Origin of the sequence: Proteus sp. G2673 (assembly GCF_009915125.1) — a bacterium.
Classification (GTDB): Bacteria; Pseudomonadota; Gammaproteobacteria; order Enterobacterales; family Enterobacteriaceae; genus Proteus; species Proteus penneri.
Window position 1 is genome coordinate 65,250 of record NZ_JAABLT010000007.1, and the last position, 13,215, is coordinate 78,464.

A 13,215-nucleotide genomic window follows, 5' to 3' on the forward strand; every position below is an offset into this window, starting at 1 on the left:
AAAAACTATCAAGTATCCATAAAAAATCATTATCAGTTAAGTCAAGAGCTACTCATTTGAGTAGCTCTTTTTCGTTGATAGTTAGCCAATTAAACCATGAACTAAAATAATACCGATACAGATTGGACCAATATAACGCCACACCAATAATAAGCTTTGACGTTTTAATCCCGTGATATTTTCAGGAATAAATGCATTCGCTCTACGTGACCAACCAAAGATTAAACACATTGCAATACCAAACAGTGGCATCAAAATATTAGAAGTCAGGTAATCCAACAAATCAAAGACTGTTTTCCCCCCCAGTGTCACATCACTCATCGGTCCGAAAGATAATGAAACTGGAATACCCATCAACATAATAGAGGCGGTAACCACTAATCCTGCACGACGACGAGTCCACTGAAAACGCATCTGCACATAAGCGACGATATGCTCAAGTAATGAAATTGCAGAGGTTAATGCCGCCATTAATAACAGGATAAAGAACGTCACAGCTAATATATTGCCACCGGGTAAGTGAGCAAAATAAACCGGCATCGTCATAAAGGTTAAGCCAGGGCCAGCATTAGGCTCTAAACCTGCGGCAGATAAAGCAGGAAAAATCATTAATCCAGCAAGTACGCACACCATACAGGACAAAATAACCACCCACATGCTGGAATTAGCGATACCTTTGTTATCCGCTAAATAAGCACTATAAGTGATGTGAATACCTAAACCGATAGACAGTGAAAAGAAGGCTAACCCTAACGCATCTAATACGCCTTGAGGGGTTAACTTGCTAAAATCAGGGTATAAAAATAATTTTAAGCCTTCAGATGAACCGGGTAAGCTGATACCAACAATAATCAATAAAATCATAATGATAAATAACATTGGCATCATGATTTTGACGGCTTTTTCTAATCCACGTTGTACACCAGCTAAAACCACAAAACAGGTTAATCCAGCAAAGGCAAGGTGAGCCAAAATAGGCCATAAAGGATCACTAATAAAGTGGGTAAAAATACCAGTTAATTCAGCGCTATCTGTAATATTCAACTGACCTGTTGCCGCCATAACGGTATAGCCAATTGTCCAACCACCGACAACACTATAGAAGCTATAAATACACCATGAACTGAATACACCAATAACGCCAATGATGACCCAATTGCGTCCCATCATTTTCTTAAAGGCATTAACGGCTTCAGCGTGAGTGCTGCTACCTAAGATATTCTCAGCCAGTAATACCGCAAGCCCGATAATAAAACTGAATAATAAGAAGACGATTAAGAATGCGCCTCCCCCATTACTGGCGGCAACATAAGAAAACTTCCAGATTGCGCCAATACCGATTGCAGAGCCTGCGGCTGCTAAGATATGGCCGATTCGTGATGTCCATTGTTGGCTCATTTTTCCCCCTGTTTAATCATGTGTGTTATGGAGGTGATTGCCAAACAATAGGTTGTTGGTAAGTGACTGTAACTTTTAATCCTTGTGGTGAAACTATACATCATAGAACTCCCCTAAAAACAGCTCCACCAGAAGGCTACAGACAAAAAAGCCACCTTACTGGTGGCTTTTGCAAAAAAATGAACGTGCTTGGCCACCTAACGAAGGAGTAGTAGGTTTAGGCCTAAAAGTCGGTTATCGGTATTCATGTTCATCTTTTTGCTCTTTATTGAAATGGATATGATCGCAATGCAATATGAAATATTGTTTTTCAAAATGCGTATTTATTATTTATATCATAAATTCAAACTAAAGAAAGAAATTTTATTAGAATTCAGTGTTAATTTTTATTTCTAAATGTTTTTCTGATGCCAATAGTTGAAGGTCGTAATAAGTTATGGAATATGTCCGCTATTTTTGGTGTCACTTATGAAAAATTGGCAGGTTTAGCGCATATTCAATGGCCTTGTACTGATATTGAAGATATGGGTACACCTTATTTATATTCAGGTGATCAACTCACCACTCCATCATGTTACATAACTCGTTTTTTAATTAACACACAAGGTAAAAATAAGCATTAAATCGATTAAAAAGGCACTTGAAATAAAACTCCATTTTTACCTGTGTCATAAAATTTTTTTACTGCAAAAGAAGTAAAATTATATTCTGCATAAAATCTCAATAATAATTTGTTGTGACTATTTTTCATTTCATTGTCAGATTTTTATTCCTAAATTTAGTTTAAAGAAAGCTGTAAAAATATGAGATTAAAAAATAGACATTTTGATCGCCTTCACAATTCAGAAAAGATCGATTTGAAGTTTAACTCCGAAAATAATTATATATTGGAGTGATATTTAAGATACAAGAAAAATACCCTACTTGATGACAATAATAAGAGCTAATAAGTATGAACAGAATAAAGAAAATATCTTACTCCTGTCTTTCTGTAATGCTAGTGACGACAATATTCACGTCTGCTAGTTTTGCAGAAAAACTCCCTAATTTACCCGTAACATTTAAAAGTGGGGCTGGAACAATCAGCGAAAATGTTATTTATGCTGGTTTAGGTACAGCGGGGAAATCATGGTACAAGCTTGATCTCAATAATTCGATAAAACAATGGGAAAAAATGGCAGACTTTCCTGGAACACAAAGAGAGCAAGCTATTGCACTAGAGTTAAATAACGATATTTATATTTTTGGTGGAGCAGGTAAAGAAAATGAAAATAGCGCAACAATTAGTGCGCTTACGGATGTTTATCGCTATTTACCAAAAGAAAATAAATGGGAAAAGGTCAATACACGAGCGCCTTATGGATTAGTGGGGCACACAGGGATTAACATTAACAATGATCACGCCATTATTCTTGGTGGTGTTAATCAACAAATATTTGACGGTTATTTCGTGGATTTAAATCGAACTAAATCGAATGAAATTGAAAATAAAAAAGTCATTAGTGATTATTTTAATAAGCCAGTAGAGGGCTATTTTTTTAATCGAAATGTAATGGAATATAATGCTGAAAATAATCAATGGCGATTATTAGGTGTTATACCATTTAATGGAACAGCAGGTTCTGCATTAGCTTATGATGGCAATAAAATCACTTTAATCAATGGTGAAATAAAACCTGGATTACGTACCAGTGAAGTACAAACTGCCACATTAAAAAATAATCAATTACAATGGGATTCTGTTGCTCAGAAACTACCCGCCCCTATATCTAATCAACGGCAAGATGGCTTAGCTGGTGCGTTTACAGGTTATAGTATGCATACTTTACTTGTTGCTGGTGGGGCTAATTTTCCGGGCGCACAGGAAAAATATGCACAGCAACATTATTTTGCGCATCAAGGATTAGAAAAGACATGGCATAAAGAAATTTATGGTTTTATTAATAATCAATGGAAAGTCATTGGTGAATTACCTCTTCCTCTTGGTTATGGTGTCACTATCTCACATAATAATTCACTTTATTTAATTGGAGGTGAAACAAATAAAGGTGAAGCTGTTAATTCAGTTATTACTTTAACGATGAAAGATAAAAAATTAATTATTGAATAATCTCTTCCTACATATAAATTAAAATAAATTATAAAGATCTCCTTGTTTAATTCAGGGGATCTCACCTTTTGGATAAATATTATGCTAAATAAAAAGAAAAAACTTTTATTGTCATGCTGTACTTTATTAATATCATCTCAATTATATGCGACTACGTTGGACTTTCGTCATGAATATGCAGACTCTACTCGAATTAATAAAGATAGAGTTGCATTTATTCACTCTTTTTCAAATGGCGTTGGTTTTTATATTGATGCTAGCGTTAAATCGGGTGGTGTTGATGGTGAAAAAGATAAACTATTTAGTGATGTTGTTAATAATGCGATTGAAATGGGATTAAGTTATAACTATAAACTAAATAACCATATTACATTGCAGCCTGGCCTTATTTTTGAAACTGTAACAGATACTTCTATATATAAACCCTATTTAAAAGCACAATATAACTTTGATAATGGTTTATATATTGCAGGACGTTATCGTTTTGATTATGCCCGTAAAACAAAACAAGGTGTTGATGATGAAAAAACAAATCGCCTTGATGGTTTTATCGGTTATAAATATAACAAATTTAAAGTGGAATATGATTATACTCAAATGTATAGCGACGCTATAAAATATGATAATAAAAAACGCAATTATGAGCATAACGTCGCTCTCTCTTATCAAATCAACAGTACTTTCACACCTTATATTGAAGTTGGCAATATGGCTGTAAGCCCTCTCAGCGATGATCGTCAGACTCGTTATCGAGTTGGGTTGCAATTCCATTTTTAATTTAAGTAAAACGGAATAAAAAAGCAGAGTGGTGTAAACATCATTCTGTTTTTTATTCTATTTATTTATCAGTGAGTTGTGTGATTTTGGTTATTGTTTGATCTTCTTCACAATTTACTGTTTTTTTGATTGAGAAATTAAACTCCGTAAAATACTATAATTTGGAGTTACATTTCAAAAAAAGAGAGCAGTGAGTTCAAAATGGCGCTAATTGAAAAGATGACTAAAGATATTCAACAAAAAGGTGGACTAATTGTGTCTTGCCAGCCTGTTGATAATAGCCCAATGGATAAGCCAGAAATTGTTGCTGCAATGGCTCAAGCAGCGGTAAATGCAGGAGCAATTGCTGTGCGTATTGAGGGAATTGATAATTTAAGAGCAACTCGTCCTCTTATTGATGTGCCGATTATTGGCATTGTGAAGCGAGATTTACCTGATAGCCCTGTGAGGATCACTCCGTGGCTTAGTGATGTTGATGACTTGGCTAAAGCGGGTGCCGATATTATTGCTTTTGATGGTACTGATCGTGTACGTCCTGTGCCAGTGAAAACGCTATTAGCCCATATTCATCGCCTAGGAAAATTAGCGATGGCAGATTGTGCCACTTTTGATGAAGGCATGTATTGCCAAGAGTTAGGCACTGAATTTATTGGTTCAACGATGTCGGGTTATACCGGTGGCGAAATACCGAAATTACCTGATTTGCAGCTGGTTACCGCATTGGCTGAAAAAGGATGTCGAGTGATTGCTGAAGGGCGTTATAACACACCAATGATAGCCGCAAGAGGAATGCAAGCTGGTGCTTGGGCTGTCACAGTAGGTTCTGCATTAACGCGTCTTGAGCATGTCTGTGATTGGTTTACTCAGGCATTAAAGTGGCAGCAGGAGTTAGATAAATGAATACATTAGCCATTGATATTGGAGGAACAAAAATCTCGGCAGCACTAATTAGTCGAGATAACGAATTGACACAACATACTCAGATAGCCACACCAGCAAGTGCATCACCAACGCAACTTTATGAAGCCTTAGTTGCTATTACTACACCACTAAAAAGCTATGCAGATAGTGTTGCTGTTGCATCAACAGGAATTATTTGTAATGGCATTTTGACCGCATTAAATCCTGATAATTTAGGTGGGCTAAAAGATTTTCCTTTAAAAGAAACACTCTTTGCACTCACAGGATTGCCTTGTTGGCTACTCAACGATGCTCAAGCAGCTACATGGGCTGAGTATGATCATCGTCGTGAAACTATTTCTGATATGGCATTTATCACTGTATCCACAGGTGTGGGTGGTGGCGTAATTCAACAAGGACAACTCTTTACAGGAAAAAGAGGTATTGCAGGTCATTTAGGTCACACGCTTGCTGATCCTCATGGTCCACTTTGTGGTTGCGGTCGCTATGGTTGTGTTGAAGCAATTGCTTCTGGCCGTGCAATTGCGTCGCAAGCGACAGAGGAACTTGCTGGAAAAGATGCAAAAGCGATTTTTGCTGCCTTTCATCAGGGAAACTCACAAGCAAAATCAATTATTGAACGTTCAGCAAACACCATTGCAAATTTGGTGACCGATATTAAAGCAACAACGGATGCTGATTGTGTTGTTCTTGGGGGAAGTGTCGGGCTAGCTAAGGGATATATCGAACTCGTTCAAGCTGCCCAGATAAAGCAACCAGTTGCATTACAAGTGCCGATATTATCGGCTCACTATCATCATGATGCCGGGCTCTGGGGCGCTGTCCTTTGGGCTAGAGAGCAATAAAAAAACTGTCGTAAAACTTACCTTTTACCCTACATATGGCAGGACTAAAAAATGCAATTACATGATTTTGGTTTTATTAACTATGCAGTGCTGTTTGGTTATTTGGCAGCAATGTTACTCGTGGGTGTTTATTTCTCTAAACGCCAAAAAACAGCGGATGATTATTTTCGTGGAGGAGGTCGCGTTCCAGGTTGGGCGGCAGGAGTTTCTGTCTTTGCGACGACTTTAAGTTCCATTACTTTTATGTCGATCCCAGCAAAAGCCTATACCTCTGATTGGACTTTTATTATCGGGCAATACTTGGCTATCGCTATTTTGCCTTTAGTTTTTTATTTTTATATTCCTTTCTTTAGAAAATTAAAAATCACTTCGGCTTATGAATATTTAGAAGCACGTTTTGATGTACGCAGTCGTTTATTTGCCAGCCTTTCATTTATGTTATTCCATATTGGTCGGATTGCCATTATTACTTATTTAACTGTACTTGCTTTACGTCCTTTTATGGGTATCGATCCTGTTGTCTTAATTGTACTGATTAGCTTGCTTTGTATTATTTATACATGGATGGGCGGAATTGAAGGGGTTATTTGGACAGACGTTATTCAAGGGTTATTACTTTCAGGTGGTGCAGTTCTTATTTTTATTATGATCTGCTTTAAAGTTGATGGCGGAATTAGTGAAATTTTCACTGCAACATCACAAGCCGATAAATTTTTTCCTACGACTCAATTTCGTTGGAGTTGGACTGATAGCACCATCCCTGTTTTGATGATCGGTTTTTTATTCGCTAATATTCAACAGTTTACTGCAAGCCAGGATGTGGTGCAGCGTTATATTGTGACAGATTCCATTGAAGAAACAAAACGTACACTGATAACGAATGCGAAATTAGTTGCCATTATTCCTATCTTCTTCTTTGCTATTGGATCTGCCTTGTTTGTGTATTACAAACAGAATCCTAATTTCTTACCTGAAGGCTTTAATACGGGAGGGATTTTGCCTCTGTTTATTGTGACTGAAATGCCCGTTGGTATTGCAGGATTAATTATTGCCGCTATTTTTGCTGCGGCTCAATCCAGTATTTCGAGTAGCTTAAACAGTATTTCAAGTTGTTTTAACTCTGATATTTATACTCGTTTAAGTAAATCTGAGCGCAGTGCCGAACAAAAAATGAAAGTCGCAAGGTTAGTCATTATTGTTGCTGGCGTCTTCAGTAGCTTGGCAGCAATCTGGTTAGTTTTATCTGATGAATCTGAAATTTGGGATGCCTTTAATAGTCTGATTGGTTTAATGGGTGGCCCAATGACGGGTTTGTTTATGCTGGGTATTTTTGTTAAACGCGCGAATGCAGGTAGTGCCATTGTTGGGATCATTGTCAGTATTATTGCAGTATTAGCCGCGCGTTATGGCAGTGATCTCAATTTCTTCTTCTATGGAGTGATTGGTGCAATGTCTGTTGTTATTGCAGGCACAGTTACAGCACCGCTTTTCGCATCAGCAAAACAAATTTCATTAGATGAGAACGAAACATCAGGAAACTAATAGGGAATAATCTATGATATTTGGACACATATCAGATTTGGCTACAATGCCAGAAATGAATCCCGCGTTACGTCACGCGATGGAAAAAGCATTAGCACTAGATCCCGCTTCACTTGCTCCGGGTAGTTATAAAATTGATGACGAAACGCTGTTTATGAATGTGATGACGTTTGAAACTCAGCCTCGTGAACAGAAGCGAGCTGAGTTGCATCAGCGTTATATTGATATTCAAATATTGCTTAGTGGCGAAGAGATCATTGATTTTGGTATACAGGGTTCAGCTCAAGATGTGACACCTTATAATGAGACTGATGATTATCAACTCACTGATACAATAATAGGTCAACAAACTTTAACGCTTACACCAAACATGTTTGCTGTTTTTATGCCTTATGAACCACATAAACCGGGAATTTCGGCTGAAAAGAGTGTAAATGTACTGAAGAAAGTGGTTGTTAAGCTAGATGTCACCACATTAACTGACTAGCAATTACGGTCTTTATTAAGCGCTTTATTTCTGATGTATCAGTAAGTTGTATTCTGATGATATTAAGGAATAAAGCGTTTTTTATTATCACATTATTGTATGTGCAAGGCTTTTTTTAACCTGTTGGAATTGGTACTCTTGTTGGCAGAATTTTTTTCCCGTGTATCTTCTGCAACCAAGGATAATCTCCATGACAGAACAGGCAACGACCCGATTAAAGCCGGGTAAAATACTTGATACGCTAGGCGCAATGAAAAATAGTCTAACGCGAGTATCACAGCGTATTGCAGACTATATCCTGTTCCATCCTACAGAAGTCACTCAGCTCTCTATTGCTCAACTTTCACAAGCGACAAAAGCGGGTGAAGCGACTGTTGTGCGCTTTTGCCGTACATTGGGTTATAAAGGGTTTCAAGATTTTAAAATGGATTTGGCGATTGAAATGGCGACCTCTGATAATGACGAGTCACCTATTCTTGATGCAGAAGTAACCCATCAAGACGATATCCATACTATTGGTTTAAAACTTCAAGCAACGATTAATAACGTACTATCAGAGACATTGAATCTGCTCGATATGAAGCAAGTTCAAGGTGCTGTAAATGCTTTATTATCTGCAAACTATATTTTTATTTGTGGTGTTGGCTCTTCAGGAATTACCGCAGAAGATTTAAAAAATAAACTGATGCGAATTGGTTATCGTGTTGATGCTGTGACAAATAATCACTTTATGTATATGCAAGCTTCATTATTAAAACCCGGTGATGTGGCGATTGGAATTAGCCACTCAGGCAATTCTCCAGAAACTGTTCATGCACTTAAATTGGCTAAAGAAGCAGGAGCCAGCACGATTGCATTGACGCATAATTTAGGCTCACAAATTATGGAGTATGCTGATCACCATTTAATTAATGGTAACCGACAAGGGAAACTGCAAGGTGACTCTATTGGTACAAAAACAGCACAACTCTTTGTATTAGATCTTCTTTATACACTATTAGTCCAAGCTCAACCTGACATGGTTAAAGAGCAAAAATTACGAACATTGAATGCACTAAAACAGACTCATTCCGCATAAGTTTATCTCTACATTATTGTGTGGTTTTTAGTGAAAATTGGCTAAAGATCACACTTTCATTTTTCTCTTCCTTTAATGCTCATTTCGTTATTGCGTTCTGAAGTATTGCTCCCTAATATAGAGTTAAGCTCCATAAGATTAATACAAAAGAAATTAACCTCCAAAGGAAGTTATCATGAACAAACTCTCTGGACTGATTGCCGCACCTCATACGCCTTTTGCAACAGATGGTAGCGTTAATTATCCTGTCATTGATGAGATAGCAAAACACCTGATTACAAGTGGTGTGACAGGTGCTTACGTATTAGGAACAACAGGCGAAGGTATTCATTGTTCTGTTGAAGAACGTAAGAAAGTGGCTGAACGCTGGGTTAAGGCAAGTCAGGGCAAGCTTGATCTTATTATTCATACCGGTGCATTAAGTATTGCTGATACGCTAGAACTTGCCCGCCATGCCGAAACTTTAGATATTAAAGCAACATCCGTTATTGGCCCTTGTTTCTTTAAACCCGGCAATGTTGATGATCTTGTTGAATATTGTCGTTTGGCTGCTGCTAGCGCGCCATCTAAAGGTTTTTACTATTATCACTCCACCATGTCAGGCTTAAGTATTGATATGGAAAAATTCCTACAAGTAGCGGGTAAAGTAATACCTAATTTATCTGGTATGAAATTTAATTCTCCTGATATGTATGAATTCCAGCGTTGCTTACGCGTAGATGGCGGAAAGTACGATGTTCCATTTGGTGTTGATGAATTTATTCCTGCAGGATTAGCTTGTGGTGCATTAAGCGCTGTCGGCAGTACATATAATTATGCTGCGCCATTATATCTTGAAATTATTGAAAAATTTAAAACTGGTGATCATGAAGGTGTTACTGCTTGCATGGATAAAGTGATTGCGATTATTCGTGTATTAGTCGAATACGGTGGTGTTGCAGCAGGAAAAGTGGCAATGCAATTGCATGGCATTGATGTGGGTGATCCCCGTCGTCCGTTACGCCCAATGACAGCAGAACAAAAAGCTGATGCACTCGCGAAGTTTAAAGCGGCTAATTTTCTGTAATCGATTTGACTTTGATTGAGTTCTTTGTAGATAGACCCATCTTTCAACATCTCCCCCTTTGATGTGACTGTGGCTTTCAGAAGAAAGCCACTTTTTTATTCTTCTTTCTAAAGCTTGATTTTAAATGTCACTCAAACCAAAGTATGAGTTATTATTTTATTCTTAATTAAGGTGCGCGGATGGCATATGAATTCCTGACACAAGCAACACTCAAAAAATTGGCAACAGGTGACGCTTGGCAACGACAAGTTAATGATGAAGATATTATTGATGTCAGCTTAAATGCTGGGCAATTAATAATTTGTCAGCCTGAAATTGAAGAAAGCTTTATTCCCTTTAGCCAGAAGCTAATGGCTTATTGTGAACAGCTTAAGCTTAAATTTCCATTTATTGAATTTGCTCAGCCACAAGAATTTCATTCCACGTTATTAACGATTTTTAATCAACAAAATGAACAGTTTAAACTGCAACGACCTGTATTATTGGCATGGTGTCATGAGATTGCAAAAATCTTTAATCAAATAAAAAGTATCAAAATTTTATTTAAAAACGTTATCCTAACATCCAATGGTAGCTTGATATTAACGGGTATCTCCGAGGAATTAACACGCTTCAGGCAGCAGATTTATCAGCAGATCCCTATTGATAACACTCTTCATAAAAATATTATTCATATTACGCTTGGGCGATTAAGTGAGAATACGTCATCAGCAGAAATGAAGAAGCTTTATGATGAATTAGAGCAAAACCGATCATCATTAATACATAATGCGATTAATACTCCTATTGTTATTCGACACCCTAAATTTGTAGTGAGCAAGGGTTCACTTTCAACTGAAGTACAGATAGGTTTAACGATGGAATTTAATCAGTTATGGCCATTTAGGTGTTATTAATAGTCAATATTAAATAGTCTTCTTCTTTTTGTGACTAAAGCGAAATAGCTAATTGGTATATAATCCAGCGATTCTTTTTATTTGGGTTATTTGTTTGAGTTATGAATGTAAAATATCGGGCAGATGTAGATGGTTTAAGAGCGGTCGCTGTTATTTTGGTTATCTTTTTCCATTTAGATAATCGTTTAATTCCTTCAGGGTTTATTGGCGTCGATATTTTCTTTGTGATCTCTGGTTTTTTGATCTCGCTGATAATTAAAACGTCATTATCACAAGGTGATTTTTCATTTCGTGATTTTTATAATCGTCGATTATGGCGATTACAACCTCTTTACCTTGTTGTTCTGATTGCGGTTTTAGTGATATCCGGACTGTTTTATCTCCCTAGTGATTATCTTGATATTACAAATAGCGAAAAATACGCCTCAGCCTTTCTCTCTAATAAATATTTTGCGAGAGCAACAACCAGCTATGCAGCACAAGATGCACTCTTTTTACCGTTATTGCATACATGGTCTTTGGCGGTAGAGTGGCAATGGTATCTTTTCTTGCCTTTTGTACTTTATTTTCTACATAAAATAAATCATAAAGAAAAAATAAATAATTTTTATCCTGTTGTATTTATTGCGATAGTTTCTTTTTTGTTGGTATTTTTTTATCAAAAAGACCAACCGAAAAATTATTATTACTTTAGTACGCGTATCTTTGAATTCATGCTAGGGGCATGTGTCGCCTATTTCCCAACAAAGATAAAACCTAACCGCAGAATAAATGATGTCATTAGCTTAATTGCGTTAGGTGTTATTCTTTGGATTGCATTTAAAAACGATATTATTGCTGGTTACCCGAACCTTAATACGTTGTATGTTTGTCTTGGTGCTGCATTAATTATTTATACCGGACAGCATGGAAGTATTATTGAAGAAACACTTTCATTAAAACCGATCGTGATCGTTGGGTTATTATCTTACTCATTGTATTTATGGCATTGGCCATTATTTGCCGTTGCACGTTATATCGGTGTATTTAATACAGAACTGCAAAAAGGATCGCTGTTAGCATTAACGTTATTGCTCTCAATTGCTTCTTATTTTCTTATTGAAAAACCATTTAGAAGAAAGCGGGTAGCTTTTAAATACTCCATCATATTTTTGTTGATTGTTCCTATTTTATTTGCTTTGGGGCTAAATTTACTAAATGAAAAATACCAAGGTATTGGAGCAAGGCTTGGGCAAAACTACGTTAATTTAGAAGCTAAATTGAATCAGTTTGATTATCCTAATCGAACGAAATGTATGAATTTTGAAGCTTCTGATCCAGATAAAATGTGCCATATTGGTGAAGTGGGAAGTCAGAGAAAAGCATTTTTATTGGGTGATTCTCATGCGAATCATTATTGGGGCTTTATGGATATATTAGGTAAAGACGCCAAGTTAGATGTATATGCACAAGCAACGTCATCGTGTATTACACTTCCTAATATTTATCTTTATGACTGGTCTAATCATAAAAATACAGTTTATCAACGTTGTTACGATCAAACAGCGAAATATTATCAACTTATCAAGAATAACCACTTTGATTATGTCATATTTGGGCAAGTTTGGAATAATTACGCGTCAAATCATGTCATTAATAAATTAGGTGATGTTAGAACCGTCGAAGCGTCTCGTAAACGTGTTGAAAAAGCGATGCGTGAAGCACTTGATATTATTATTGCCACGGGTGCTAAACCTGTTTTTATTAAAACAGTTAATTCAATGCCAAGTGGTTTTATGACCTGTTTTTATGAAAATGCAAAATTAAGAAAAGATTTTGCAGATAATAACTGTAACCCCAAAAACTACAAAGGTGAGGGGAATACATGGATGAATCAATTATTTGCTAAATTAAAAAAGGACTATCCAACTTTAATTATCATCGATCCCAAAGATGTGCAGTGCGATAAAAATGTCTGTTTAACCGACATAGAAGGTGTGCCAGTTTATCGTGATGTCGGGCATATTACAGACTATGCTTCAACAATTTTTGGCATGATGTACCTAGAACGCTTTGCTAATCCATTAAAAAATAAAGAATAGTAAATAGATCTCTG

At 36.6% G+C, this 13,215-nt stretch carries 12 protein-coding genes; 11 read left to right on the top strand and 1 reads right to left on the bottom strand.

What is annotated here, in order from left to right; genetic code table 11:
* Positions 1-81: 81 nt before the first annotated feature.
* The gene (locus GWI59_RS03165; protein WP_006534447.1) at positions 82-1,398 is read right to left on the bottom strand and encodes a sodium-dependent transporter; all 1,317 of its coding nucleotides are present in this window, start codon (positions 1,396-1,398) and stop codon (positions 82-84) included.
* Between the two features lie 407 nt (positions 1,399-1,805).
* Between GWI59_RS03165 and GWI59_RS17375 the strand changes: the two genes are divergently transcribed.
* The 11 genes from GWI59_RS17375 to GWI59_RS03215 all read left to right on the top strand — a co-directional run bounded on the left by GWI59_RS17375 (position 1,806) and on the right by GWI59_RS03215 (position 13,201).
* A complete protein-coding gene (locus GWI59_RS17375) occupies positions 1,806-2,021 on the top strand; it encodes a hypothetical protein (RefSeq protein WP_006534448.1) in 216 nt (71 codons plus the stop codon).
* Positions 2,022-2,350: 329 nt separating this feature from the next.
* Entirely contained in the window at positions 2,351-3,508 is a 1,158-nt protein-coding gene (locus tag GWI59_RS03170) for an N-acetylneuraminate epimerase (protein WP_161669701.1), read from the top strand.
* An 81-nt stretch (positions 3,509-3,589) separates the two neighbouring features.
* Positions 3,590-4,285, top strand: a complete 696-nt coding sequence (locus GWI59_RS03175; protein WP_006534451.1) for an oligogalacturonate-specific porin KdgM family protein — start codon at positions 3,590-3,592, stop codon at positions 4,283-4,285.
* Positions 4,286-4,486: 201 nt separating this feature from the next.
* Positions 4,487-5,185, top strand: a complete 699-nt coding sequence (locus GWI59_RS03180; RefSeq protein WP_072064997.1) for an N-acetylmannosamine-6-phosphate 2-epimerase — start codon at positions 4,487-4,489, stop codon at positions 5,183-5,185.
* Positions 5,182-6,051: an N-acetylmannosamine kinase gene (nanK, locus tag GWI59_RS03185; RefSeq protein ID WP_072064995.1), complete on the top strand. Its 870-nt coding sequence runs from the start codon at positions 5,182-5,184 to the stop codon at positions 6,049-6,051. Before GWI59_RS03180 ends, nanK begins: the two co-directional genes overlap by 4 nt.
* Positions 6,052-6,102: 51 nt before the next feature.
* Positions 6,103-7,593: a sodium:solute symporter gene (locus GWI59_RS03190; RefSeq protein WP_006534456.1), complete on the top strand. Its 1,491-nt coding sequence runs from the start codon at positions 6,103-6,105 to the stop codon at positions 7,591-7,593.
* A 13-nt stretch (positions 7,594-7,606) separates the two neighbouring features.
* Positions 7,607-8,080, top strand: a complete 474-nt coding sequence (gene nanQ / locus GWI59_RS03195; RefSeq protein WP_109399172.1) for an N-acetylneuraminate anomerase — start codon at positions 7,607-7,609, stop codon at positions 8,078-8,080.
* A 190-nt stretch (positions 8,081-8,270) separates the two neighbouring features.
* Positions 8,271-9,158 carry a MurR/RpiR family transcriptional regulator gene (locus tag GWI59_RS03200; RefSeq protein ID WP_006534458.1) on the top strand — a complete coding sequence of 296 codons (888 nt, stop codon included), beginning with the start codon at positions 8,271-8,273 and terminating at the stop codon, positions 9,156-9,158.
* Between the two features lie 175 nt (positions 9,159-9,333).
* Positions 9,334-10,224, top strand: coding sequence for a dihydrodipicolinate synthase family protein (locus GWI59_RS03205; RefSeq protein ID WP_072064991.1), 891 nt, complete (start codon positions 9,334-9,336; stop codon positions 10,222-10,224).
* A 179-nt stretch (positions 10,225-10,403) separates the two neighbouring features.
* Entirely contained in the window at positions 10,404-11,120 is a 717-nt protein-coding gene (locus GWI59_RS03210; protein WP_161723950.1) for a hypothetical protein, read from the top strand.
* A gap of 101 nt (positions 11,121-11,221) precedes the next feature.
* Positions 11,222-13,201, top strand: a complete 1,980-nt coding sequence (locus GWI59_RS03215; protein ID WP_161723952.1) for an acyltransferase family protein — start codon at positions 11,222-11,224, stop codon at positions 13,199-13,201.
* Positions 13,202-13,215: the final 14 nt, after the last annotated feature.

Coding starts and splice junctions, on each gene's coding strand:
- GWI59_RS03210 (WP_161723950.1), top strand. CDS start 10,404: ATGGCATATGAATTCCTGACACAAGCAACACTCAAAAAATTGGCAACA.
- nanQ (WP_109399172.1), top strand. CDS start 7,607: ATGATATTTGGACACATATCAGATTTGGCTACAATGCCAGAAATGAAT.
- GWI59_RS03170 (WP_161669701.1), top strand. CDS start 2,351: ATGAACAGAATAAAGAAAATATCTTACTCCTGTCTTTCTGTAATGCTA.
- GWI59_RS03190 (WP_006534456.1), top strand. CDS start 6,103: ATGCAATTACATGATTTTGGTTTTATTAACTATGCAGTGCTGTTTGGT.
- nanK (WP_072064995.1), top strand. CDS start 5,182: ATGAATACATTAGCCATTGATATTGGAGGAACAAAAATCTCGGCAGCA.
- GWI59_RS03215 (WP_161723952.1), top strand. CDS start 11,222: ATGAATGTAAAATATCGGGCAGATGTAGATGGTTTAAGAGCGGTCGCT.
- GWI59_RS03175 (WP_006534451.1), top strand. CDS start 3,590: ATGCTAAATAAAAAGAAAAAACTTTTATTGTCATGCTGTACTTTATTA.
- GWI59_RS03205 (WP_072064991.1), top strand. CDS start 9,334: ATGAACAAACTCTCTGGACTGATTGCCGCACCTCATACGCCTTTTGCA.
- GWI59_RS03165 (WP_006534447.1), bottom strand. CDS start 1,398: ATGAGCCAACAATGGACATCACGAATCGGCCATATCTTAGCAGCCGCA.
- GWI59_RS03180 (WP_072064997.1), top strand. CDS start 4,487: ATGGCGCTAATTGAAAAGATGACTAAAGATATTCAACAAAAAGGTGGA.
- GWI59_RS17375 (WP_006534448.1), top strand. CDS start 1,806: ATGCCAATAGTTGAAGGTCGTAATAAGTTATGGAATATGTCCGCTATT.
- GWI59_RS03200 (WP_006534458.1), top strand. CDS start 8,271: ATGACAGAACAGGCAACGACCCGATTAAAGCCGGGTAAAATACTTGAT.